The sequence below is a fragment of the Catenuloplanes sp. NPDC051500 genome (assembly GCF_044454585.1).
Classification (GTDB): Bacteria; Actinomycetota; Actinomycetes; order Mycobacteriales; family Micromonosporaceae; genus Catenuloplanes.
Genome location: NZ_JBITDX010000006.1, coordinates 323795 through 347073, shown reverse-complemented (window position 1 = coordinate 347073; position 23279 = coordinate 323795). Strand labels below are relative to the sequence as shown.

The window sequence follows — 23279 nt, the reverse complement described above, 5'->3', positions numbered from 1 at the left end:
GGGACCTTGGTGAGGCTTCCTCGGTGCGCGAGAAACACAACCTAGGAGTGCCGATGTCGAGCTACGGACCACCCCCCGGTCCCGGCCAGCCCGAGTACGACCCGAACAACCCCGCCGGGAACTATCCGCCGCCGCCACCGGTGGATCCGAACCAGTCGACACCGCCGTCGTACGGAACGCCGCCACCGCCCCCCTCCTACGGGACGCCGCCACCGCCTCCCTCCTACGGGACGCCGTCGTACGGGACTCCGCCGCAGGGTGCGCAGGGGGACATACCTCCGCCCCCGCCGCCGTACCCGACCTCGGGCGGGCCGAGCTTCTCGCCGCCTCCGGTCTCGGGTCAGCCGAACTACGGCGCGCCGGTCTCGGGTCAGCCCGGTTACGGTGCTCCCGTCTCCAGCCAGCCGAACTACGGCGGCCCGGTCTCCAGCCAGCCGAACTACGGCGCTCCGGTCTCCAGCCAGCCCAACTACGGCCAGCCGGACTACGGTCAGCCGAGTTACGGCGCTCCGGTTTCCAGCCAGCCCAACTACGGCACGCCCGGGTACGACGCGCCGCCGCCTCCGCCGCCGTACGGTACCGACCCGAACGCGGCGTACGGCGCGACCAGCGGCGGTCCGTACGCGGCCCCCTACGCCGACCCGAATCAGCCGCCGCCCGTGCAGGGTTACGGCACGCCGCTCGCGCAGCCCGGCATCCCGATGCAGGGTGGCGGCTGGCAGGCTCCGCCGCCGGCCGGTGGGGGCAGCGGCGCCGGCAAGGTCGTCGGCATCATCGTCGGCGCGGTGCTGGTGTTCGCGCTGCTGATCTGCGGTGGCATCTTCTACGGCATCAACCAGGCCGGCAACGCGGTGAACGACGCGCTTGACAACATCCCGACCAACGCGCCGACGCTGCCGACCCTGCCGACCGACGACCCGCTGCCCACGCCGACCAAGGCGCCGGACGCGGCCGACACCGTCCAGGTCGGCGACTGCATCGTCAACGACGGCACGGACGACGAGGCGGAGATCCGCAAGGTGCCCTGCGCCAAGGACGCGCTACAGGTGCTGATCCGCATCCCGTTCACCGACGACGGCGAAAAGGCCTGCAAGGACGTCGAGGGCGCGGACTCGTGGTACATGTACACCTCGTCGTCCGTGGGCGGCGTCGGTGACTACGTGCTCTGCCTGAAGACGCTTACCGAGGCGCCGAAGACCTCCTGACAGCCCTCTCTAAGGCCGTCTAGCGATATCGCTAGACGGCCTTAGTCATGTGCTGGCAGCCCGTCGACATGCCCGAGCGCGCCACCCCGCCGAACGCGAGTACATGCGCGCGATGGCCGCACTCTCCCCAGACGACGACGGCCTCGACGCGGCGGTCCCCACCGCTTCCATCGCCAAGTCCCTCGGCCGCCGCCCGGCAGGCCCCTCACCAGCACGCGACGCCCTGATCAAGAAGGGCCTGATCTACTCCGGCGAGCGCGGCACTGTCGCGTTCACCGTCCCGCACTTCGGCCGCTACCTGCGAACACAACCCAGATAACCGATATACCGATGTGATCGCGCATCACCACCCGAGGCCTCCCGGCGACACCGGTCCCGCGTCACACGATCAAAACCTAAGCACAGTTGACCCATTCGTCGGTGCCGTCGATGAAGACCTGGCGCTTCCAGACCGGGATGCGGGCCTTCACCTCGTCGACCAGGCGTGCGCAGGCGGTGAATGCGGCCGCCCGGTGTGCCGTGCTCACGGCCGCCACAAGTGCGATGTCGCCGATCTTCAGCGGGCCGTAGCGGTGCGAGACCGCGACCGCATAGACGTCGGGGTCGGCGAGGATCTCAGCGGCGACCTCGCGCAGCACGGCCTCGGCGCTCGGGTGGGCCTCGTACTCCAGCAGTTCGACGGAGCGGCCGTGGTCGTGATCGCGAACCACGCCGGCGAACGAGACGACCGCGCCGGCGCGTACATCCGCGACCGCGGCCTCATGCGAGGGAACGTCCAAGGGCTGGTCGGTAACCGTGATCACGGTCGTTCTCCGTTCACCAGAGGCAGCGGGACGAGGCCGGCCCGCGCGCCCACCTCGCCGGACGTGCCGGGCGGGATCACCGCGAAGCCGGCCGCTCCGGCCAGACCGCGCAGCATCGACGAGCCCACGTGCGCCATCGGCCAGGCGACGCCGGCCGCGTCCACCCGGACCAGTGCGAGATGGGTGTCCGCGCCCCGGCCCCGGATCGGCGCGCCAAGCGTCACCTCCGGCAGTCGGGGTTGCTCCCGGCCGGACAGGCCGGCCAGCAGCGGCGCGACAAGCGACATCAGCGCCACGATCGCGGACTGCGGGTTGCCCGGCAGGCCGGCCAGGAAGCGGTCCCGGCCGTCCGGGCCCGGCACGCGCGCGACAAGCATCGGGAAGCCTGGTCGCACCGCCACCGTGTTGATCAGGTACTCGCCGCCCAGCTCGCGCAGCGCCGGGTGCAGGTGGTCGACCGGGCCGCGCATGGTGCCGCCGGTCGTGCAGATCAGATCCGCCGAGTCCAGCGCGGCGCGGATCGCGTCCACATGGTCGTCAAGCGTGTCCTTCACCGGGCCGGCCGTCACGTTCGCACCGACTGTCGCGCCGAGCCGTCGCAGCCAGGACGGCAGCGCCGGGCCGAGCGCGTCCCGGACCAGGCCCTGACCCGGCAGGCCTTCGGTCAGCAGCTCGTCACCGAAGACCAGCACTGCCGCGCGCGGGCGCCGGCGGACCGGCAACGCGTCGTACCCGCAGTGCGCGGCCAGGCCGATCACGGCCGGGTCGACCGGTGTGCCGGCCGGGAACAGCTCCTCGCCGCGGGCGGCCTCGTCGCCGGGGACGCGCCACTCCGGCTCGGTACGGGGCGTGCCCTCGATCCGGCCGTCCGCCGTGGTGCGGGAGTCCTCGGTGCGCAGGATCGCCTCGGTGCCGTCCGGAACCATCGCGCCGGTCGCCACCTCGATCGCCACGCCGCTCTCGGCCGGCATCGGGGGAGCGACCGCGCCGGCGAGGATGCGGCCGAGGACCCGCCAGGGCGGGGCACCGCGGACCGCGTACCCGTCGATGCTTGAGGTAGGGAACGGTGGCAGGTCGGTGAGGGTGATCAGCGGCTCGGCAAGCGTTCGGCCGTCCGCGTCGGCCAGCGCGACCCGCTCGACCTCACCCGCCGCCTGCCGGCCCGCCTCGAAGGCGATCCGCTGCGCCTCGGCCCATGCGACGGGCGTCGCCGGCGCGCTCTCAGAACTCACCGCCCGAGCCTATCCGCTACCCCGCCCCATCCCTCCCGCGCGCCGTCACCCGGCCGTCACGATCCCCTGCCAGCCCACAACATGATCTCCCCTTGCTCTGCTTACCTATGTCGCATACGCCGCTGACCAGGGGGTCACGCGTCAGACGCGGCTGGGCGGCGCGGGTGCGGCATCAGCGGCGGCCGGGCGGCGCGGGTCACGCATCAGCGGCAGCCGGGCGGCGCGGGTCACGCATCAGCGGCAGCCGGGCGGCGCGGGTCACGCATCAGCGGCAGCCGGGCGGCGCGGGTGCGGCCTCGGTGCTGACAAGAGCCGGCATCGAAGCGGGAGACCCGTGGTGTGCCGGTCAGTCGCGGCCCTTCGGTGTCGTCGGGGCCCGGCTTCACAAGGTCAGGGCGGCACCACATCCAGCATGTCAGGACGCCGCCCCTGCCTTCGGCAGCTCTCCCGGCGAACTCAAGATCTTTGCGCCCCTGGTGGCCCTTTCGAGTCCGGAATAAGGGCCACCAGGGACGCAAGGATCTTGAGTCCCGCTCACTGGACACCAGTTCCCGGATCCTGAACCGTATCCGCGCGCGGCTGACGATACTGGGCGCTGCGCACCCGACATATCCGCGTAAAGCGACCCACCCCGAGCGGGCTCAGGCCCGCGGCTCAGGCCCGCGGCTCAGGCCCGCGGCTCAGGCCCGCGGCTCAGGCCCGCGGCTCAGGACGTAATCGCGCCGGACGGCCGGACGGATCATCACCCTGAACTGCGCTTTCGTGAGGCGCGACCAGGTGCGGGCCTGGAAGGGAGGCGTGAGCCGCCCCATGCGCCGGCGGAGGCAATACCCACCACCCGATGCGACCCACAGCCGTCCACCATCAAGATCGTTGTTGCGCTGACTGTTCTTTGGGGGGCGCCGAAAGGACAGTCAGCGCAACAACGATCTTCACTGCATACTAAGGGCCGCCCTCGGTACCGAATTAAGATGAAATATCGGATTCGGCGAACATCTGCGCCGGGCCCGCAGATGCTGACGCGCAACACCGGACTGAGCGACGCACGGTTCAGCAGGGCGGCGACCTGCGGTTCAGCAAGGCGACGTGCGGTTTAGCAAGGCGGCGACGTGCGGGCTCGCCGAGGCTACGTATGGGTCGATTTAGGCTGAATGGCATCGGGCTGGAGCCCGCGGGAGCGTGCGGGCCGGACCACTGCGGGAGCGGGAAGATCAAGGTTTTGACCGTGGGGTTGGTCAGTGGTCGCCGCCGTGGAGTTGGTCGATGGCGTGGGGGAGCAGCGGGGTGAGGACGGCGAGGCCGTCGCGGGCGCCGCCGGTGGAGCCGGGGAGGTTGACGATCAGCGTGCGGCCTGCGACGCCGGCGAGGCCGCGGGAGAGGGCGGCGGCCGGGACCTTGTCGCGGCTGTGGGCGCGGATGGCCTCGGCGATGCCGGGGATCTCGTAGTCGAGCAGCGCGCGGGTCACGTCCGGCGTGCGGTCGGTGGGGGTGATGCCGGTACCGCCGCTGGTCAGCACGAGTGCAATGCCGTCCTCGACTGCGGCGCGCAGGGCCGCGGCGACCGGCTCGCCGTCCGGGACCACGACAGGGTCGCCGAGTTCGCAGCCGAGTTCGCGGAGGCCCGCGACCAGGATCGGGCCGCTGGTGTCGGTGTAGACGCCGGCGGCGGCGCGGTTGGAGGCGACGATGACGCGTGCGGTGATCACGGGTGCTCCTCGGGACGCTGCCAGTCGCCGGTCTTGCCGCCGGTCTTGGTGAGGACCCGGATGTCGGAGAGGACGGCGGCCGGGTCGACCGCCTTGATCATGTCGATCAGGGTGAGGCCGGCGACCGTGACCGCGGTGAGCGCCTCCATTTCGACGCCGGTGCGGTCGTTGGTGCGCACGGTGGCGGTGATCTCCACGGTGGACTCGCCGGGGGTCAGGTCCAGCACCACGCCGGTGAGCGCGATCGGGTGGCAGAGCGGGACCAGGTCGGGCGTGCGCTTGGCACCCATGATGCCGGCGATGCGCGCGGTGGCCAGCGCGTCGCCCTTCGGCAGGCCGTCGCGGCGCAGGAGCGTGATGACCTCGGCGGTCGTCCGGAGCACTCCGGCGGCCACTGCGGTACGCGTGGTTACCGACTTCGCGGACACGTCGACCATCCGGGCGGCGCCGGCGGAATCGACATGCGTCAGGTTTCGGGGATCGGTCACTAGGGCAGTTTATGAGCAAGGCTGGTAGCGCCGCTGACGCACTCGCGGCGATCGCCTTTCCACGCGCTGTGACGCGTTCATGAGACTCGAATTTGCGATGCAGTCACTCGTTCGTGATCTGCCGTCAATTGGCTTGCACACCTACTCTGATCAGGGAAATTACGGCCCGGCATGGTCGTGGTCGGGACGGATCCAAAAACAATGCATTCTGTTGTCATTCGGTTTCTCTACGTAATCAATAGCGCCTGCTTTAGCATTTCCCGAAACGAGAGACATTTCAATCTTTCGCTGCTTTCGCCACGAATATATGGTCGGTTCCAGTCAGGCACTCAAGCGGGGTTTGGCGACGACCACCAAGACTTTTAAATAGGCGCAGAACAAACCAGGAAAAGGGGGAGAGCGCAATGCGTGGCACCGATTGGCTCTGAGACTCGATCCAAACTGGAACTAGGCCGGCAGACACGTTCCCAGTAGGCTGACCGTCAGGTCCCCCGGAACGAGGCGTCACATGGTCGCGGCGACTACCAGCCACCGGGCTGACCAGCTGCTCAAGCAGCTGGTCAGCCTTTTCACGCTGGCAGCCTCAGCCATATTGATCTGGGCCGGATTAACGATCTTCCAAAAATCGGATCTCTCCGAATGGTGGCTGCCGATCCTGGTCACCGTGATGATCGCTTTTACCAGCGACGTCGGCGTGGCGATCCGCATCCGCAGCGCGGTCATCTCGTACACCTGGTCCGAGACCGGCATTCTTTTGACCATCGCTTTCCTCCCGCCCGAATGGGCGCTCGTCTGTCTCGCCGTCGGCACCGCGCTTCCCAAGATCTGGCGACGGATCCGGCCTGACAAAATCGCGTTCAACACCGCCAAGGCCGTCCTCACCGCCGGCGGCGCGCTGCTGCTCACCACGCTCGTGTTCGGGCCGCTGCACGGCGAGCAGCTGACGACCGGGCGGCAGCTCGGCGCGCTGGTCCTCGCGGCCGTGTTCCTGCTTGTCGCGGACGATCTGATGGCGATGCCGGTCCTCGCGCTCGCCACCCGCGGCACGCTGCGGCAGATGGTCTTCGGCGACTGGCCGATCCGCCTGCTCACGCTGGTCATCAAGGTCGGCGTCGCGCTGGCCGCGGCGGTCACCTGGCGCATCGATCCGCCGTGGACGGTCATCGTCGGCGCGGTCGCGGTGATAGTCCAGCTGATCTACCACACCCGGATGCGTCACCGGGAGGAACGGCTGGCCTGGCAGCGGCTCGCCACTGTCACCGAGACGCTCAACGAGACCGATCTCACCCTGGTTCTGCACACCGCCGTGCTGCGCGCCGAGCCGCTGTTCTCCGCGGACGAGATCGAGGTCGAGATCGACGCCGGTGGCGGGCGGCTGGTCCGCGGGCGCGGCGAGACAGTGGTCTTCGACGGCGACCCGGCCGGTGCGCCCGGTGCCGAGCGACAACAGGTCGCGGTGCCGCTGCGCGGGGCCGGCGGAGGCGGCGAGATCGGCGTGCTGCGGCTGCGGTTCCACTCCGAGGTGCGGCTCTCCGAACGGGAGCAGTACACGCTTCGCACGTTCGCGTCCGCGCTCTCCACCGCGGTGCGGAACGCCACGGCCTACCAGGAACTGATGAGCGTCGCCGCCTCGCACGCCCAGGAGGCCACCCACGATCAGCTCACCGGCCTGCTCAACCGGCGCGCGCTGCTCGACCGCGGCGCACGCCACCTGCAGGCGCCCCGGCACGACGGGCTGACCGCCATGCTGCTCGTCGACCTCAACCACTTCAAGGAGGTCAACGACACGCTCGGGCACACCGCCGGGGACCAGGTGCTCACCGAGGTCGCCCGGCGGCTGGACGCGGCCGCCCACCCCGGCGACATCGTGGCCCGGCTCGGCGGCGACGAGTTCGCGGTGCTGCTCTGCGGGCTCTCCGCGCCCGCGGTCGCCGGGCACCGGGCCGAGGCGCTGCTCGACACGCTGCACCATCCGTTCACGGCCGAGGGGATGCAGCTGCGGGTCGAGGCCAGCGGCGGCATCGCGATAGCGCCCGGCCGGGGCGGCATGACCGAGCTGCTGCGCCGCGCGGATGTCGCTATGTACCAGGCGAAACGCGGCGGCGAGCGGATCGAGACGTACAGCCGGGGCCGGGACACCGCGGACATCGCACGACTCGCGCTCGGTGGCGACCTCACCCGCGCGGTCGAGGAGGAGGAGTTCGTCGTCAACCTCCAGCCGATCCTCGACCTCGGCACCGGCGAGGTCGTCGCGGCCGAGGCGCTGTCCCGCTGGCACCACCCGGTCCGCGGCCATCTCGACCCGCTTCGGTTCCTGGAGACGGTCGAGCGTTCCGGGCTGCTGCCGGTCTTCACGGACACGGTGCTGGAGAAGTCGCTCGACGCGGTCACCGCGCTGCGGCAGGCCGGGTTCGACCTGCCGGTCGCGATCAACGTGTCACCGCGCAGCCTGCTCGACCCCGGTTTCCCGGCGCTTGTCGCGGCCCGGCTCGCCACCCACAACGTACCCGCGGACCGGCTGGTGCTTGAGCTGACCGAGACACTCGCGCTCAGCCAGCTCGCCGTTGTCGACCGGGTTCTCCACGAGCTGAGAGACGCGGGGGTACGGCTCGCGCTCGACGATTTCGGCACCGGCTACAGCTCGCTGTCGGCCGTGCCGCGCATCCCGGTGCAGGAGATCAAGATCGATCGCCGGTTCGTGGCCGGGATGGAGGAGTCACCGGAGGCGGCCGCCGTCGTCCGGGCCACGGTCGAGCTCGGGCGCAGCCTCGACCTGCTGGTCGTGGCCGAAGGGGTGGAGAGCGCGGCGCAGCGCAAACGGCTGTGGGAACTCGGTTGCGGCGCCGGTCAGGGCCACCTGTTCGCCAGGTCGATGCCGGTCGACGCACTCGTCACCGCGCTGCTTCGCGGCTCCGGCGAGCGGCCCGGGCACCTCGCCCCGTCGCTGCACGACACCGGCGCGGTGGTGCGGCTCTCCGCCACCCGGCGCGGGAACGGGCGGGCCGGGAGCCGTCTGCCACACTTGCGCGCGTGATCTCGTCTCGGGTCCTGCCCGGATGGCCGGTGATCGGTGCTGTGGCGGCCGGCGGCGCACTCGGCGCGGGTACGCGGTACGGCGTGACACTGGCCTGGACCGCTCCCTGGGCCACGGTCGCGGTCAACGTGGCCGGCTGCCTGCTGATCGGCGTGTTCCTTGCCCGGCTCGGCGAACGCCCGCTGCTGCGGCCGTTCCTGACGACCGGGTTCTGCGGCGGATTCACCACCTACTCCACATTCGCAGTGCAGACGCTTGAGCTGAGCGGGCGATCGGCAGTGTTGTACGTCGTCGCCACGGTCGCCGGCGCGGTCGGCGCGGCCTGGCTCGGCGGACGGCTGCGCGCATGATCACACTCGTACTGGTGCTGGCCGGTGGCGCGGCCGGGGCCGTCCTACGGCTGCTGATCGACACGGCCGCGGCCGCGCGCTTCGGACGGCGGCTGCCCTGGGGCGTCCTCACCGCGAACGTGCTCGGTGCGCTGCTCCTCGGACTGCTGCACGACACCGTGCCGGCCTGGCTGGTCGCGTTGGCCGGCACCGGTTTCTGCGGCGGGCTCACCACCTGGTCCACGCTGGCCGCGGACACCGTGCGGCTGCCGCGCGCGCACGGCGTACTCAATCTGGCATTGAATCTGGTCCTGGGTCTGTCCGCGGCCGCGCTGGGCTGGTGGCTGGCGTCGTAGACCCACGGTGCGTGACCGGCCGGGGTACCGTTTCGGGCATGCAGATGACCTGTCCAAAGTGCCACGGCCAGATGCGGCAGTACGAACGCAGCGGCGTAACCATCGACCAGTGCGGCGAGTGCCGGGGAATCTTCCTCGACCGAGGTGAGCTGGAGAAGCTCTTCGAGGCCGAGCAGAACTGGAACCGGAGCAACCCGCAGGGCGCGCGCCCCGCGGCTGCCCCGCCGCCCCCGCCAGCCGGTTACCCGCCGGCCGCTCCGGTGCACGGTGGCGGCTACGCGCCTCCGCCGCCCCCGCCGCCGGTGCAGCACGGCTACCCGGCCGCGACCCCTGCCTACGGGCACCCCGCCCCGGCCTACGGTCACGGCGGATATCACGGGCACTACCGGCACCACGGCCACTACCGCAACAAGCGGCACCGTGGCTTCCTCGGCGAACTGTTCGACTGAGTTTCGGGTGAGGTAGGGCCGCCTCGCTGCTGTGGGCGGCCCTACCGGCATGTCCTCTTACATCGCCATGTCGACGAAGCGGGACAGGTGCAGCTGCGCCGCGACAGTGATGGTGTCGGTGGGTCCGTTACGGTGCTTCGCCACGATGAAGTCCGCCTCGCCCGCCCGCGGCGACTCCTTGTCGTAGTAGTCATCGCGGTGCAAAAGGATAACTACGTCAGCATCCTGCTCAATAGAGCCTGACTCACGTAGATCGGACAGCTGGGGACGCTTGTCGGTCCGCTGCTCCGGGCCACGGTTCAGCTGGGACACCGCGATGACCGGCGCCTCGACCTCCTTGGCCAGCAGCTTCAGGCCACGGGACAGCTCGGCGACCTCCTGCTGACGGCTCTCGGTGCGGGCCGGGGACGACATCAGCTGCAGATAGTCGACGACGATCAGCTTGAGGTCGTGCCGCTGCTTAAGCCGGCGCGCCTTGGCCCTGATCTCCATCAGGTTCATGTTCGGCGTGTCGTCGACGAACAGCGGCGCCTCGCTGATCTCGCCCATCGAGCGCGCCAGTTTCGTCCAGTCGTCGTCCGACAGTTGCCCGGACCGCAACACGTGCAGCGGTACCCGCGCCTCGGCCGAGAGCACACGCATGACGATCTCGACCTTGCTCATTTCCAGCGAGAAAATGGCAGCCGCCTGGTTCGCCCGAATAGCCGCATTTCTGGCGAAGTCCATGGACGCGGTCGAGTTGTGGGTGGGGATCATCGCGCGGCCCGCGAGGTACATGTGGTCCGCATTGTCGACTGTGACGCACCGGACCGGAACACTGGCGACCGGACGCACGTCCACCACGTAGCGAGCGCCGCTCCGGCTGGTCGTCAATGACCGACGACGGTCGCGATGAGCCTCGCGCTTACGGCGCAGGCGGAAGACCTCGTCCACGGTGGTGAAGTTCAGCGTGTAGGCCACGGCGGTCTCCGGGCGGCGGCCCTCGACCGCTCGGGTGGTGATCGAGCAGCGGTACCCCAGGCTGACGACCAGCTCGAAGACGCCTTCCGTGAGCCGCCGGGATGTCGATGTGAACTGCACGTTCCCGGTAGGCGTAACCGTGCCGTCGGTATCGAGCAGACCGGCCAGCAACGCCCGCCGCTGCGCCTCTGATCCGCGCAGATAATCGGCGGGAACGTGCTTGTCGCCCAGCACCCCGGCTACCCGCAGGCGCGCGGTGAACGATCCGTGCGTGCGGTGGCAGTCCATACAGCGGCGTGCGGTGCCGTGTGAAGCCTTGGTCACCGCCCCACAGCGCTCACAGCCCGGGTTCGTCTCCGGGGCGTCCGCCCCGCGAGAGGCTCCACCGCAGACCCGGCCGCAGGTCCGCACACTCGGACCGCGCGGAACGAACCGCGCTCCGCACATCACGCAGGAGCGCTCGGCCAGGGCCGGCAACGGTGGGACCTTGATCGTGTAGAGCCGGTGCGTCGTGCTCGGCACGACGACGAAGCCGTCCGCCGCCACGTAGTCCGCCATCTCCGGGTCGTCGGAGGTGAAGCGCGCGCCGGCCGAGTGGCCATCGCCGAGCCAGACGCCGAGCGTGTAGGGCGGGATCGGCAGATCATCGCGATGCGGCAGGTCGAGCGCGGCCGCGTTCTCCACCGCATGGTTGAGACGGCCGTCGGTGGGCAGCCGCAGCGTCGCCGCGATCTCCGCCGTCGTGACGACGTCACGCGGCTGAGTGGTCCTCTCCTGGTTCATCCGGCGACTCACCCGGGTGTTGAGCGCGGAGAAAAGATCATGCCGGGAGTACGCGGGAACGCTCCGCCGCCACGGCCGGCCCGCACGCCGCAACTCGCGCTCGGTCGTGCCGCATGCTCCGACCCGGTTGGCCACGACGGACAGGACCGCGCCGAACTCGGCTCCGACGAGCTCACGGGCCTCGCTCAGGGCGATGAGTGAGTTCGGCTGGGCCTGGACGCTCGCGTGCACGGCACCGACGACGGCGCGCTGCTCGGCGGGCCACTGCGGCCTGCTGACCGTCTCCGCCCGCCGCCGGCGACCGGCCCGGGTGGTCGTCTTCCACAGATGCTCGGCATCGGCGACGATGACCGAGCCGTCCGAGAACTCGACTTCGTAGCAGGGACGGTCGTGCATGACCTCGAAGGCATGGGTGACCGTGGTGGGACGCCCGTCCGCGCCGAGCAGCACGTCGCCCGCGTGGACATCGCCCATCGTGGTCCAGCCGCCGGGTGTGGGCAGCGGTGTGTCGAGCGCCAGCGCCTTTCCGAGACCGGGCCGGCCGGCGACGATGATGAGCTGCCCGGCGTGCAGGCCGTTGAGGAGGCGGTCGAGGTCGGCGAAACCGGTCGGGACGCCGGTCATCATGCCGCCGTGGGCGCCGATCGCCTCGATCTCGTCAAGCGTGGGCTGGAGCATCTCGCCGAGGCTCGCGAAGTCCTCGTTGACGCGCTTCTCGGTGATCTCGTAGACGGCCTGCTGGGCGAGGTCGACGATGTCGTCCACGTCACGCCCGCCGCCGGCCGCGGCGCCGTAGCCGAGCTGGACGATGCGGGTGCCGGCCTCGACCAGGCGGCGCAGGACCGCACGCTCGGCCACGATGCGGGCGTAGTAGGACGCGTTGGCGGCGGTGGGAACGCTGGCGATCAGCGTGTGCAGGTAGGGGGCGCCACCGATGCGGGCGAGGTCGCCGGCGTCGTTGAGCAGCGCCGCGACAGTGATGGCGTCGGCGGGCTCGCCGCGGCCGTAGAGGTCGGTGATGGCGTTGAAGACTGTGGCGTGGATCGGCCGGTAGAAGTCGGGCGTCTTGAGAATCTCCACGACGTCGGCGATCGCGTCCTTGGAGAGCAGCATGCCGCCGAGGACGCACTGCTCCGCGGCCATGTCCTGAGGCGGGGTCCGGTCGAAGCCGCCGCCTCCACCTCCGCCGCCGCCCCCGCCGTCGCGCGGCGGGCCGTCGGACTTGCGGTCCTTCTGTTTGCGCGGCCGGTCGTCCCCGGAGTCATCGGGGGACAAGGAGCCGGGCCGCACGTCGTCGGTAATCGACATCGAGCCCCCCTCTCAGTCGAACACACGTACTATCCCGCATCGGGCGGGCGGCCGACAAGCACATCGGCAGGTACGTCCGCGGGTAGAGCGATCACACTACGAACCCCGAGGCCCCAGCCCCAAACGGGTCGGTGGACGAGCCTGGGTATTACCTGTGGACAGCCCGCCGCATGCTGTGCACAGCCCTGTGGATAACTTGTGCACAACTACGTGGATCAGCTCACACCAACCGCTCTGAGCAGGGAGAACTTTGTCCCCAGCATGTGGAGAACAAAAACCTTGTCCGATTCTCGGCGGCGAACCGGGCAAAGGTAGGCTCATCGCCGCAAGTTGATGTCCGCGGAACACGTATTGCGATCTGGTCTCGGAACGGTCACGCTCCATTGGTGGACTACGACGATCGGGATTCCAGCGAGCGGGCGCCGCGCCAGCGGCGCCGCGCTGATTCCTGGTCGGAAGACGACGATTACGGCGACCCGCTGCCCCGGCCGAGGGCTGCGGAAGAGTCGCAGGTCGTGCGCTACACGAGCTACCCCGACCCGGTGAGGGACACGGACTTCTACCGCCGCACCGGGGACACCGGCGTGGGCGACATCCCGGCGGTCGGCACGTCGCGCGGCCGCTGGCAGGCGAGCCGCGAGGCCGAGGGCTGGCAGCAGGGCGCGGGCGGCGCCGCGTACGGCCGGGTGAGCGAGAGCGTCAGCTACGACGACGCCCCGGCCAGGCCGAGCTGGGCCGACCGGCGGCACGACACCGGCAGCTGGCGCAACGTCAGCGACACGGCCAGCTGGCGGCGCGGCTCCCAGGCCGAGCCGGACGATCGCGGCTTCCGCGCCTACCAGCCCGGCGGCCGGTACGGATCCCGCGCCGACCAGGTGGACGACGTACCCGACGCACGGCCACCGGACGACGACGGCGGCTCATGGCGCCGTGACGCGGAGCAGGACACCCGGAACCGGCGCGCGAGCGCCGGTTCGTGGCGTCGGGTGACGGAAACCCGCACCTGGGTCTCGGAGACCGGCTCTTGGGAACAGCCCGACGTGCCCGCCCAACGGCGTCGTCCGGACGCGCTGGAGCAGCCCGACCCGTGGGGCGGCCGGGCCACCCGCGAGGACACCGGCACCTGGGACACGGCCCGGCCGACCCGGTCGGAGCGCCGTGCCCGCGAGCGGGCCGAGGCAGAGGCGGCCGAGCGGGCCGAGGCACCACGGCACCACCAGCAGAGCGACTGGCCCGACTGGGGCGACCCGACGATGGGCCCGGCCCGCACGCGCGGCGCCACTCCGCCGGTGCCCCGGTCCGGTAACGCGCCGTCGCTGCCTCCCGAGGCCGTTCAGGAACGCCGTAGCCAGCCACAGGCGCCCTCTCAGTGGTCGGCGGGCGCTCCGGGTACCTCGGACACGGGTACCTGGCGCCGGCGCCCTCAGAACGCGGATGACGGGGACTGGCGGGGACCGCAGGCGGTCTCGGACACCGGCACCTGGCGACGCGGCGCGCAGATGGACGAGCCGACGGTCGATCAGACCGGCAGCCGGGCCGGCGGCTACGGCTTCACCCGGGCCGAGCCGGCACCGGGCCGCCCGCGCTACTCCGGTGAGACCGGCGAGGTCTCCCGCTACCCGCGCCGGACCGAGACGGACACGAGCAGCTGGCGCCGGACGCCGGACGGCGTGATGTGGACCGGCGCGCCGACGACCGGCGAGGAGGTGGCGGCGCCGCGCGTGTACCGGGCGGCCCGGCCGGTGCGCCCATGGGACGACACGTCGGCCGCGGAGCGGGACTGGGCGGCCGGTCAGGCGAACACCGGCACGCACCCGGACGGGCTGCTGACCAAGCCGTCGTACACGGAGGCGCCGCCGGAGCAGCGCACGCCGCGGCGGGAGATGTCCCCGGCGATGCGCCGCCAGCTGGCGGTCGAGGACCTGGAGGAGCTGGAGGAGGCGCCCGGCGGCCCGCTGTCCGCGATCGGCTTCACCGTCTTCTGGTACGCGGTGCCGCTGGTGCTCTACATGATCTTCACGCTCGCCAACGGCGCGGCGGAGCGGGCCCGGGCGGTCGCGAGCCTGATCGACGCGTCGCCGCAGTTCGGCATCTCGCTGGCGCTGAGCATCGCGATCGCCTACGTCTTGCGCCTGGTCAGCGGCACGTGGAAGTCGGCGAGCGTGGGCCTGGCCGCGGCCGTGATGGGCGGCGGGCTGGCGATCGTGCTGGTCTCCGCGATCAGTGGCCAGCCGATCGGCTGACGAAAGGCCACCGGCAAACAGAAAACCCCGAGGCGGTACGCCCCGGGGTTCTCGCGTTACAAGGGTCTTACTTGGACGGCGTCACATTCAGCGTGAACCGGGCCGTGACCTCGGGGTGCAGCTTGACCCCCACCGAGTAGGCACCGACCGACTTGATGTGGGCCGGAAGGTCGAGCCGGCGACGGTCGATCGACGGACCACCGGCGGCGCGGATCGCGCCGACGACGTCAGCCGGGGTGACCGAGCCGAACAGTCGGCCACCGGCGCCGGAACGCGCGCCGAGACTGACCGTCTTCAGACCCTCGAGCGTGGCCTTGACCTCGTTCGCGTGCTCGACACCACGGATCTCGCGCGCCTGGCGGGCCCGGCGGATGACCGTGACCTGCTTCTCGGCGCCCTTGGTCCAGGTGATCGCGAAGCCCTGCGGCAGGAGGTAGTTACGGCCGTAGCCGTCCTTGACCTCCACGATGTCCCCCGGAGCGCCGAGGCCGGACACTTCCTGCGTGAGGATGATCTTCATGTCCGTCCCCCCTCTCAGCGGGCCGTCGTCGTGTACGGCAGGAGCGCCATCTCGCGGGCGTTCTTGACCGCCTTGGCGATCTGACGCTGCTGCTGCGAGGTCACACCGGTGACGCGGCGGGCACGAATCTTGCCGCGGTCGGAGATGAACTTGCGCAGAAGCGCGGTGTCCTTGTAGTCGATGTAGGTGATCCCCTCCTTGTCGAGCGGGTTCACCTTCTTCTTCGGCTTGCGCAGTGCCGCAGCCTTAGCCATTGCTTGCTCCGTAACCTGTTAGAACGGGGGCTCGTCGTCGAAGTTGCCGCCACCCGAACCGGAAGAGGCCGGACTCGCGGTCGCCCACGGGTCGGAGTAGTCGCCACCGCCGGAGTTTCCTCCGCCCGAGTTCCCGCCGGAGTTGCCGCCGCCACCGCCGGAGTTTCCTCCGCCGAAGCCGCCGCCACCCCCACCGCCGCCGTTGGAGGAGCCAAAGCCCCCGCCACCGCCGCCGGAGCGGGACATCTTCTGCACCTTCGCCGTCGCGTAGCGGAGAGAGGGGCCGACCTCGTCGACCTCCATCTCGATGACGGTGCGCTTCTCTCCCTCACGGGTTTCGTACGACCGCTGGCGCAGGCGCCCCTGGACGATCACCCGAGAACCACGGGTCAGCGACTCGGCGACGTTCTCCGCCACCTGACGCCAGACGCTGCAGTTGAGGAACAGTGGCTCGCCGTCTTTCCACTCCCCGGACTGTCGATCGAGAGTCCGCGGGGTCGACGCGACCGTGAACTTGGCAACGGCCGCACCCGAGGCGGTGAAGCGCAACTCTGGGTCATTGGTCAGGTTACCAATGACGGTGATGACTGTCTCGCCTGCCATGACCTTCTCCTACCACCGAGGGTGATTTGGTGAGTCACCTTGTCACACGGGTGCGACAGAAATGCCCTCGGCGCGATTCGGATGGAGCCGGGAAGTCAGCGAACTTCCGGGCGGATGACCTTGGTGCGCAGCACGGACTCGTTGAGTCGCAGCTGACGGTCCAGCTCGGCAACGGCCTCAGGCGTGGCCTGGAGGTCGATGACGGCGTAGATGCCCTCGGCCTTCTTCACGATCTCGTACGACAGGCGCCGACGGCCCCAGACGTCGAGCTTCTCCACCGAGCCACCCGCGGTACGGATCACGTTCAGGTACGTGTCCAGCGACGGGGCGACGGTGCGCTCCTCGAGACTTGCATCGAGGATCACCATGATTTCGTAGTGACGCAAGACAAACTCACCTCCTATGGGCTTAGCGGCCACGGTCCATCCGTGACAGGAGGTCTGCGTCGTTGCCGCGAGCACGATGGGATCACCGGCCGCGGACAACCTGTCAAGGATAGCCGGGTTCCACGAGGCGGCTCAGCGACCCCCGGTGAAGATCCACACGGCGCCCGGCGCAGATGCCGGTACATGAGAACCGCGGGGCGCGAGTCCGCTTTCCTGGGGTGGGACCTGGGGAGGAACGACCACACCGACGAGGTTGGACTGGCGCCCCGCGGGGCTTCGGCACGGGCTTACACGATCCCTGTTCGGGCGGCCCGCTGAGCGATAATAGCCCGAATTGCCCCAGCTGACACGCCAATAATGCAAATTGTCGCAATTAGGGCTAGGAGCCCGACCGGACCGGCCTCCCGGACCGGCTCGACGGACGCGACCGGCTCCGCGGCGACGCCCTCGGCGGCCACTGTGGCGCCGGTGGCCAGCGGCAGCGCGAGCGGGTCCGGGAGCGCGGACTGCGACGGTGCGGCCGCGCCGGTGGTGGCCGACGGGGACGGGCTCCCGGTCGTACCCCCGGGGGTGCCGGCCTTTGATGAGGTCGTCGCGGTGGCCGGGGCGGGCCGTGGATCGCCGGGTGTGGTCCGGCGTGTCGTAATGGACGGCGAACCCGGCTCGGGCGCGGCCGGTGGCGGCGCGTGCGGAGCGGGCGCCTCCGGAGCCGGGGCGGCGGCCACCGCCGGTGGCGCGGGGCGAGCCGGCGTCCGCACGCTGACCCGCACGGACGCGGACTCCTCGGTGAGCACGCAGTTCGGCTTCAGCGCCAGCGAGACCGGGCCGTGGTGGAAGAGGATCTTGGCGGCCTCACCCTTACCGACCTCACCCTGGGTGACGCCGTCGAGGAGCAGCTTCGCCTTGTAGCCGGTCTGGTTGACCACCCGCAACGTGGACTCCGCGGGCACCGAGACGCTGCCCACGCTCGGGGTCGCGCCGCAGGCCACGCCGAGCAGGCCGCCACCACTGAAGACGACCTCCTCGCCGCTCTCCTCATTGGCATGCGCTGCGCCGCCGATCAGCAGCGGCAGCGCCGCCACAAGTGCGACCAGCGACATGCGCGCGATACGGCTCCGCATCGGCAGACTCCCCAGGCTGGTACGACGGCAGGCGACAAATGGCGTAAAACGCCCCTCGCCGGATTCATCGGCACAACGAAACGCGAGCACCGCGGGTGACGGCCGCCTGCCGCGGCCCGGGCTGTCGGGGTTACGTCTTCATCGGGGGTACGGACGGGGACCGTGACCGATCGGGCGGGCAGGGGCGGTTCCGGCCGGGGGAGCGACGTAGGCTGCCCGTCATGCGAATCGGAGCCCACGTCGATCCGGCCGACCCGCTGGCCGGCGCCGCCGCCCGCGGTGCCGATGCCGTGCAGTTCTTCCTGACCGACCCGCAGAAGTTCGACACGCCCGAGCCACGGGCCGACGCCGACGCGTTGCGCGCTTCCGACGTGCAGCTCTTCGTTCACGCGCCGTACCGGATCAATGTCGCCACCACGAACAACCGGGTGCGCATCCCCAGCCGCAAGCTGTTGCTGGCACATGCCCGGGCCGCCGCGGAGATCGGCGCGGCCGGCCTGATCGTCCATGGTGGCCACGTCGGCGACGGCGACGACATCGCGGTCGGCTTCGACAACTGGCGCAAGACGTTCGACTACGCGGCGAAGGAGGGCGGCTTCCCGCTGCCCATCCTGATCGAGAACACCGCCGGCGGGGAGAACGCGTGTGCGCGCACGTTCGACAAGATCGCCCGACTGTGGGACGCGGTCGGGTCGTTCGGCGCCGGCTTCTGCCTGGACACGTGCCACGCGCACGCCGGCGGTGAGCAGCTCATCGACGCCGTCGACCGGATCAAGTCGATCACCGGCCGGGTCGACCTGGTGCACTGCAACGACTCGCGGGACGACTTCGACTCCCGCCGCGACCGGCACGACAACATCGGGAACGGCATGATCGACCCGGCGTTGCTGGTCGGAGTGGTCCGGGCTGCGGACGCGCCGGTGATCGTGGAAACTCCCGGTGGTGTCGAGGGGCAGGGTGCCGACATCACGTTCCTGCGCAACCGGCTCGGCGGCTAGACAGTCTTCTCGGCAGCGGGCCGGGAAACAGCGCACACACAAGGGGCAGTCAGGCGATGAGTACGGACCAGCCGCACCTCACCGGCGACCGGCAGGCGGCAGCGCCACCGGTCGCGGGTCCCGGCACACCGGCTGACGCCGCGCCAGCGTCCAGGAAGCCGGCGGAGAGCATGCCAGCGGAGAACAAGCAGGCAGAGAACAAGCCGACGGAGAGCAGGCCGGCCGGCGACGGTCAGGCTGGAGCGGCGTCGGCGGGCGCGGCGGCCGGGGCCGAGCGCGCCTCGGTGCCGGCGGGCGAGCGGGCCCCGGTGCCGGCGGGCGAGCGGGCCTCGGTGCCGGCAGGCGACGGCCCACCGACTGGCGACAGCCCGTCGGGATCGGCGGAGTCGGTCGGCGGCACGCCAGCCGACCCTGCGCCGACCGGCGGGAGCAAGGCGGCCGAAGGCACGAAACCGATCGAGACAACCGTCACCGACGGGAAGCCCACGAAGGCCAAGGCGGGACTGCGCGCGGCCGCACCGGCGGGAGCCGCCGGCGCCACCGACTCCACTGTGACGCCTACCGCCGGGGCCACGTCCACCGCCGGGGCCACCTCCGCTGCCGGTGACGCCAAGAAGGTCGCCGTCACCGCGGATCCGAACAAGGATCCGTTCGCGTCGTTCAGCCCGCCGCCGCCCGTGCAGCTCGGCCGGGTCGCCCGCGTCGGTGATGCCGTCCGGCGCGGCCTGCTCCACGAGTGGACGCTCGCCGTGCTCGCCGGGCTGCTGTTCGCCGTGGTGATGACCTGGCCGACGCTTAAGTACCCGCTGCACACGATCCCGCAGGACATCTGGGACCCGACGCTGCAGGCATGGCAGATGGCCTGGTCCGGGCATGCCCTGCTGACCGACCCGGCGCAGCTCTGGGAGTCCAACACGTTCTATCCGAACGAGTTGAGCTTCGCGTTCTCCGACGCCCTGATCGGGTATGCCCCGTTCGGCCTGATCGGCTCGGGCCCGGTCGCCGCGCTGCTGCGCTACAACCTCGTCTTCGTGCTGGCCTACGCGATGGTCTTCGTCGGCGGCTACGCGTTGCTCCGGCAGCTCGGCACCGGCCGGATCGCGGGCGCTGTCGCCGGCGCCGCGATCGCGCTCGCGCCGTGGCGGCTTTCGCAGGCCGGTCACCTGCACGTCATGTCCAGCGGCGGCATCCTGCTGGCGCTGGCGATGCTGGCCCGCGGGCACGGCTACTCGTTCCGTCACGGCTACCGGCCGGAGAAGCGGCATGCGGGCTGGGCGCTGGCCGGCTGGCTGATGGCGGCCTGGCAGCTCAGCCTCGGGTTCGGCATCGGGCTGCCGTTCGCGTACGCGCTGATGATCATCGTCTTGGTGTCGTTGGTGATCTACCTCGTGAAGAGGTTCGTGACGCGCGCGGAGCCGAAGCCGTTCGGCTGGCGGCTCTTCACCGCGGACGCGGTCGGCGGTCTGGTCTTCGGCGCGGTCGGCGCGCTGCTCGCGATCCCGTACTTCCGGGTTTCCGAGCTGCACCCGTACGCGAAGCGCAGCATCGAGGAGATCGACTTCTATTCGCCGCCGCTGAGCAGCTTCTTCACCGCCTCCGGCGAGTCCGCGTTCTGGGGCCCGCTGCACGCGCAGGCGCGGGAGGCACTGCCCTGGGCGCCGGAGATGACGCTGCTGCCCGGGTTCGCGCTGCTGGGGCTCGCGGTGGCCGGGCTGTTCTTCTCGGTCTGGACCGTGCGGCAGCGGGTGCTGTTGCTGACGGGCGTGCTGGTCAGCGGCGCGCTCACGATGGGCACCAAGTTCTTCGGCGGCACGTTCACCTACGTGCCGCTCTTCGAGCACCTGCCCGGCTGGCAGGGCATCCGCACGCCCAGCCGGCTCATCCTGTGGGCCACCATCTTCCTTGCGGTGCTTGCGGCCGGCGCGGTCGCGGCGTACTCCCGGCGGGCGGAGGACTTCTCCCGTGAGCAGGTGCCGGCCCGGCCCGGCCTGATGCTGCGGCTCGTCACGCTGGTGCCGCTTGCGGTGATCCTGCTCGAGGGTGTGAACGCGACGCCGCACCCGGTCGTGCCGGAGCAGCCCGCGGCGATGCGCACGGTGGACGGGCCGATGCTGGTGCTGCCCAGCGAAGGCGGCTGGGACCAGCACGTCATGCTCTGGTCGACCACGCGCTTCCAGCAGGTGACGAACGGTGGCAGCGGTTTCACCCCGGCCAAGACCACCGAGATCCGCGACTCGACGAAGTCGTTCCCGGACCAGGTCAGCATCGCGTACCTGCGCGGCATCGGCGTGAAGACCGTGGTCATCCTGCGCGACCGGATCGGCGGCACGGAGTTCGAGACCCGCGTCGACCTCCCTGTCGACTACCTCGACATCACCCGCGAGGACATCGACAACGCGGTCGTCTACCACCTCTGACGTCCGCCGAAGACAGTGAACGGCCCGGTCCGGCTTCATGCCGGGCCGGGCCGTCTCGTCTGTACGGAGTGGATCAGCCGGTGTGGCGGACGTCGAACGCGGACGGCTCCGGGGAACCGAGGTACTCCTGGGACTTCATCCGGCACCAGGCGGGGATGTCGTTCGCGGCGGCCGGGTCGTCGGCCAGCACCCGGATCACCCGGCCGACGGGGATCGCGGTGATCCGCTTGGCCAGCGCGATCACCGGGAGCGGGCAGCGCTGGCCGAGGCAGTCGATCACCTCGGCCGGCTCCTCCGCCGTCATGCCCTCACCGGCCGCCACTGTCGGTGCCGGCCGCCTTGTCGTCAGCCGGCCCCCTGTCGACCGGGCCGCCGTCAACCGCACTGCCGTCAACCGGACCGCCGTCGACCGAGCCGTTGTCGACCGGACTCCCGGCCACCGGGCTGCCAACAGCCGGATTCCCATCAACCAGGCTGTCGTGGACCAGATCCTCGTCGGCGAGGTAACCGGAGGAGCCGTCGATCGGGAAGCCCGTCGGCCCGGCAGTGGCACCGACGCCCGCGAGCGCCGGTACCGGAAGCGCGCCCCTACGCCCGAACCGGGCCGCGACCCACGGCGCGTCCGGTGCGCCGTCCAACTCGCCGCCGTCCGGGTCGTCCTCATAGGTGGCCCGCACCGCGTCCTCCTCCGGGTGGAGGATCTCGCGGACCACGAACCAGCAGAGCACCGCCACCGTGATCAGGCGCAACGAGGCCGCGAGCACGAACACGCCCTCCGGGAAGACCTGCTTGCCGGAGGCGCCGAGCAGCTCGCCGTAGAACGCGACGAAGTACAGCACCTCCGCCGCCTGCCAGGCCAGGAACGCCCCCCAGCGCGGCCGGGCCAGCACCGCCAGCGGCAGCAGCCAGAGCACGAACTGCTGCGACCACACCTTGTTGAAGATCAGGAACGCGGCCACCACCAGGAAGATCACCTGGCCCAGGCGGGGGCGGCGCGGCGCGGACATGATCAGGTAGGCGACGCCGAGGCAGCAGAGCGCGAACAGCACGTACGTCGTCCAGTTCAGCGCCGGGTCGACGTTGTCACTGAACCACTGGAACACGCCCTTGTTCCCGGGCAGGATCGGGTCGAGCTTCCCGTCCAGGTAGCGGCCGACGTACCAGAACGTGCCCCAGTCGACAGGCCGTTCCGTGTTGAGTTCGAAGAACCTGTTCCACGAGTCGCGCCAGAGCAGGAAGACCGGCGCGTTGACCGCGACCCAGGTGGCCGCCCCGGTGCCGAACGCGACAAGCACCGGCCGCACCTTCCCGGCCCGCAGCCCGAGAATCAGCAGCGGCCCGAAAATGAACAACGGCCATAGTTTCGCCGCAGCACCGAGCCCGAGCAGCACCCCGGCCAGCACCGGTTGTCGTCTGGCCCAGGCGTAGAGCCCGAGCGCCGCGAACCCGATCGCGAGAAAATCCCAGTTGACGGTGGCGGTCACGAACAACGCCGGGGCCACCGCGAACAACGCCGCATCCCACGGCCGGCGGCGGCGCAGCGCCAGGATCACCCCGGCGGTCGCGACCGCAAGCGCGCACAGCACAAGCGCGTTCACGTCGTAGAAGAGCATGCCCTGGTTGACGTTCGGGTTCTGCAGGCCGTACGAGTGGACCGGCAGCCCGAGCGCGCCCATGAAGTACCCGGTCACGACCGGGTACTCGACCGGGTGGTCGCGGTAGGGCACCTTGCCCTCGTTCAGACCCTCCGCGTAGTAGAGAGCGAGCACGTCCGTGTAACAGAACCGCGTGTACTGCACGTGGTTGTCCCAGGCCCCGTCGCGGCAGGGCGACTTCTGCACCCAGTGCAGCGCGAGTGTGAGGCAGGCCAGCGCCAGCACGATCCTTGTGGCGGTCCAGAAACGCACGCCGTTGGGCCCGTTGCGTCCACCGGGCGCGGCGTGCTCGCCGAGCGGCCCGCCGATCGCCTCGGAGAGGCCGCGGACGAACGGCTCCGACTGTCCGGGGTTGTCGACCCGCGGCTGCTGCTCGACGTTCATACCAGGCATCTTGCCGCATGGCGCCGGGAAACCGGACACGGCCGT

At 70.6% G+C, this 23279-nt stretch carries 20 protein-coding genes and 1 pseudogene; 9 read left to right on the top strand and 12 right to left on the bottom strand.

The window, feature by feature from the left end:
* The first annotated feature begins 53 nt into the window (after positions 1-53).
* Both ACIA8K_RS15420 and ACIA8K_RS15415 read left to right on the top strand, forming a co-directional pair.
* A complete protein-coding gene (locus tag ACIA8K_RS15420; protein ID WP_396059074.1) occupies positions 54-1205 on the top strand; it encodes a hypothetical protein in 1152 nt (383 codons plus the stop codon).
* An 85-nt stretch (positions 1206-1290) separates the two neighbouring features.
* Positions 1291-1524 (top strand): annotated as a pseudogene (locus tag ACIA8K_RS15415) (ATP-binding protein); the annotation flags it as partial.
* Between the two features lie 76 nt (positions 1525-1600).
* On the opposite strand, the gene ACIA8K_RS15410 reads toward ACIA8K_RS15415, so the two are convergent.
* The 4 genes from ACIA8K_RS15410 to moaC all read right to left on the bottom strand — a co-directional run bounded on the left by ACIA8K_RS15410 (position 1601) and on the right by moaC (position 5434).
* Positions 1601-2008, bottom strand: a complete 408-nt coding sequence (locus tag ACIA8K_RS15410; RefSeq protein WP_396059073.1) for a molybdenum cofactor biosynthesis protein MoaE — start codon at positions 2006-2008, stop codon at positions 1601-1603.
* Positions 2005-3240: a molybdopterin molybdotransferase MoeA gene (locus ACIA8K_RS15405; RefSeq protein ID WP_396059071.1), complete on the bottom strand. Its 1236-nt coding sequence runs from the start codon at positions 3238-3240 to the stop codon at positions 2005-2007. Before ACIA8K_RS15405 ends, ACIA8K_RS15410 begins: the two co-directional genes overlap by 4 nt.
* A 1235-nt stretch (positions 3241-4475) precedes the next feature.
* A complete protein-coding gene (locus tag ACIA8K_RS15400; RefSeq protein ID WP_396059069.1) occupies positions 4476-4946 on the bottom strand; it encodes a molybdenum cofactor biosynthesis protein B in 471 nt (156 codons plus the stop codon).
* A complete protein-coding gene (gene moaC, locus ACIA8K_RS15395) occupies positions 4943-5434 on the bottom strand; it encodes a cyclic pyranopterin monophosphate synthase MoaC (RefSeq protein ID WP_396059067.1) in 492 nt (163 codons plus the stop codon). Before moaC ends, ACIA8K_RS15400 begins: the two co-directional genes overlap by 4 nt.
* Positions 5435-5942: 508 nt before the next feature.
* Here moaC and ACIA8K_RS15390 point away from each other — a divergent pair.
* The 4 genes from ACIA8K_RS15390 to ACIA8K_RS15375 are packed head-to-tail and all read left to right on the top strand — an operon-like array spanning position 5943 to position 9602.
* Positions 5943-8468 carry a putative bifunctional diguanylate cyclase/phosphodiesterase gene (locus ACIA8K_RS15390; RefSeq protein WP_396059065.1) on the top strand — a complete coding sequence of 842 codons (2526 nt, stop codon included), beginning with the start codon at positions 5943-5945 and terminating at the stop codon, positions 8466-8468.
* Positions 8465-8818, top strand: a complete 354-nt coding sequence (locus ACIA8K_RS15385) for a fluoride efflux transporter FluC (protein WP_396059063.1) — start codon at positions 8465-8467, stop codon at positions 8816-8818. The genes ACIA8K_RS15390 and ACIA8K_RS15385 overlap by 4 nt, the downstream gene beginning before the upstream one ends.
* Positions 8815-9153 (top strand): fluoride efflux transporter FluC, encoded by a 339-nt coding sequence (locus ACIA8K_RS15380; protein WP_396059061.1) that lies wholly within the window; start codon positions 8815-8817, stop codon positions 9151-9153. Before ACIA8K_RS15385 ends, ACIA8K_RS15380 begins: the two co-directional genes overlap by 4 nt.
* Positions 9154-9191: 38 nt before the next feature.
* The gene (locus tag ACIA8K_RS15375) at positions 9192-9602 is read left to right on the top strand and encodes a zf-TFIIB domain-containing protein (protein WP_396059059.1); all 411 of its coding nucleotides are present in this window, start codon (positions 9192-9194) and stop codon (positions 9600-9602) included.
* 57 nt (positions 9603-9659) lie between these two features.
* Here ACIA8K_RS15375 and dnaB read toward each other — a convergent pair whose 3' ends face one another.
* Positions 9660-12653, bottom strand: coding sequence for a replicative DNA helicase (gene dnaB, locus ACIA8K_RS15370; protein WP_396059057.1), 2994 nt, complete (start codon positions 12651-12653; stop codon positions 9660-9662).
* 386 nt (positions 12654-13039) lie between these two features.
* Here dnaB and ACIA8K_RS15365 point away from each other — a divergent pair, with 386 nt between their 5' ends.
* Positions 13040-14896, top strand: coding sequence for a hypothetical protein (locus ACIA8K_RS15365; protein WP_396059055.1), 1857 nt, complete (start codon positions 13040-13042; stop codon positions 14894-14896).
* A gap of 67 nt (positions 14897-14963) precedes the next feature.
* Here ACIA8K_RS15365 and rplI read toward each other — a convergent pair whose 3' ends face one another.
* The 5 genes from rplI to ACIA8K_RS15340 form a co-directional block, all read right to left on the bottom strand.
* Positions 14964-15416 carry a 50S ribosomal protein L9 gene (gene rplI / locus ACIA8K_RS15360; protein ID WP_396059053.1) on the bottom strand — a complete coding sequence of 151 codons (453 nt, stop codon included), beginning with the start codon at positions 15414-15416 and terminating at the stop codon, positions 14964-14966.
* 14 nt (positions 15417-15430) lie between these two features.
* Entirely contained in the window at positions 15431-15670 is a 240-nt protein-coding gene (gene rpsR, locus ACIA8K_RS15355) for a 30S ribosomal protein S18 (protein ID WP_033345375.1), read from the bottom strand.
* 18 nt (positions 15671-15688) lie between these two features.
* On the bottom strand, positions 15689-16273 hold the full coding sequence (locus ACIA8K_RS15350) for a single-stranded DNA-binding protein (RefSeq protein WP_396059051.1): 585 nt from the start codon (positions 16271-16273) through the stop codon (positions 15689-15691).
* Between the two features lie 95 nt (positions 16274-16368).
* The gene (gene rpsF, locus ACIA8K_RS15345; RefSeq protein WP_033345377.1) at positions 16369-16659 is read right to left on the bottom strand and encodes a 30S ribosomal protein S6; all 291 of its coding nucleotides are present in this window, start codon (positions 16657-16659) and stop codon (positions 16369-16371) included.
* Between the two features lie 287 nt (positions 16660-16946).
* Positions 16947-17780, bottom strand: a complete 834-nt coding sequence (locus ACIA8K_RS15340; RefSeq protein ID WP_396059049.1) for a hypothetical protein — start codon at positions 17778-17780, stop codon at positions 16947-16949.
* 221 nt (positions 17781-18001) lie between these two features.
* Between ACIA8K_RS15340 and ACIA8K_RS15335 the strand changes: the two genes are divergently transcribed.
* Together ACIA8K_RS15335 and ACIA8K_RS15330 are read left to right on the top strand one after the other, a co-directional pair.
* Positions 18002-18778 (top strand): deoxyribonuclease IV, encoded by a 777-nt coding sequence (locus ACIA8K_RS15335; protein WP_396059047.1) that lies wholly within the window; start codon positions 18002-18004, stop codon positions 18776-18778.
* A gap of 56 nt (positions 18779-18834) precedes the next feature.
* A complete protein-coding gene (locus tag ACIA8K_RS15330; RefSeq protein ID WP_396059045.1) occupies positions 18835-21195 on the top strand; it encodes a hypothetical protein in 2361 nt (786 codons plus the stop codon).
* Between the two features lie 73 nt (positions 21196-21268).
* Here ACIA8K_RS15330 and ACIA8K_RS15325 read toward each other — a convergent pair whose 3' ends face one another.
* Entirely contained in the window at positions 21269-21499 is a 231-nt protein-coding gene (locus ACIA8K_RS15325) for a sulfurtransferase TusA family protein (protein ID WP_396059043.1), read from the bottom strand.
* Between the two features lie 4 nt (positions 21500-21503).
* Entirely contained in the window at positions 21504-23243 is a 1740-nt protein-coding gene (locus tag ACIA8K_RS15320; RefSeq protein WP_396059041.1) for a glycosyltransferase family 87 protein, read from the bottom strand.
* Positions 23244-23279 lie beyond the last annotated feature (36 nt).

Coding starts and splice junctions, on each gene's coding strand:
- ACIA8K_RS15325 (WP_396059043.1), bottom strand. CDS start 21,499: ATGACGGCGGAGGAGCCGGCCGAGGTGATCGACTGCCTCGGCCAGCGC.
- rplI (WP_396059053.1), bottom strand. CDS start 15,416: ATGAAGATCATCCTCACGCAGGAAGTGTCCGGCCTCGGCGCTCCGGGG.
- ACIA8K_RS15380 (WP_396059061.1), top strand. CDS start 8,815: ATGATCACACTCGTACTGGTGCTGGCCGGTGGCGCGGCCGGGGCCGTC.
- rpsR (WP_033345375.1), bottom strand. CDS start 15,670: ATGGCTAAGGCTGCGGCACTGCGCAAGCCGAAGAAGAAGGTGAACCCG.
- dnaB (WP_396059057.1), bottom strand. CDS start 12,653: ATGTCGATTACCGACGACGTGCGGCCCGGCTCCTTGTCCCCCGATGAC.
- ACIA8K_RS15320 (WP_396059041.1), bottom strand. CDS start 23,243: ATGCCTGGTATGAACGTCGAGCAGCAGCCGCGGGTCGACAACCCCGGA.
- ACIA8K_RS15350 (WP_396059051.1), bottom strand. CDS start 16,273: ATGGCAGGCGAGACAGTCATCACCGTCATTGGTAACCTGACCAATGAC.
- ACIA8K_RS15375 (WP_396059059.1), top strand. CDS start 9,192: ATGCAGATGACCTGTCCAAAGTGCCACGGCCAGATGCGGCAGTACGAA.
- ACIA8K_RS15335 (WP_396059047.1), top strand. CDS start 18,002: ATGCGAATCGGAGCCCACGTCGATCCGGCCGACCCGCTGGCCGGCGCC.
- ACIA8K_RS15340 (WP_396059049.1), bottom strand. CDS start 17,780: ATGCGGAGCCGTATCGCGCGCATGTCGCTGGTCGCACTTGTGGCGGCG.
- ACIA8K_RS15330 (WP_396059045.1), top strand. CDS start 18,835: ATGAGTACGGACCAGCCGCACCTCACCGGCGACCGGCAGGCGGCAGCG.
- ACIA8K_RS15420 (WP_396059074.1), top strand. CDS start 54: ATGTCGAGCTACGGACCACCCCCCGGTCCCGGCCAGCCCGAGTACGAC.
- ACIA8K_RS15390 (WP_396059065.1), top strand. CDS start 5,943: ATGGTCGCGGCGACTACCAGCCACCGGGCTGACCAGCTGCTCAAGCAG.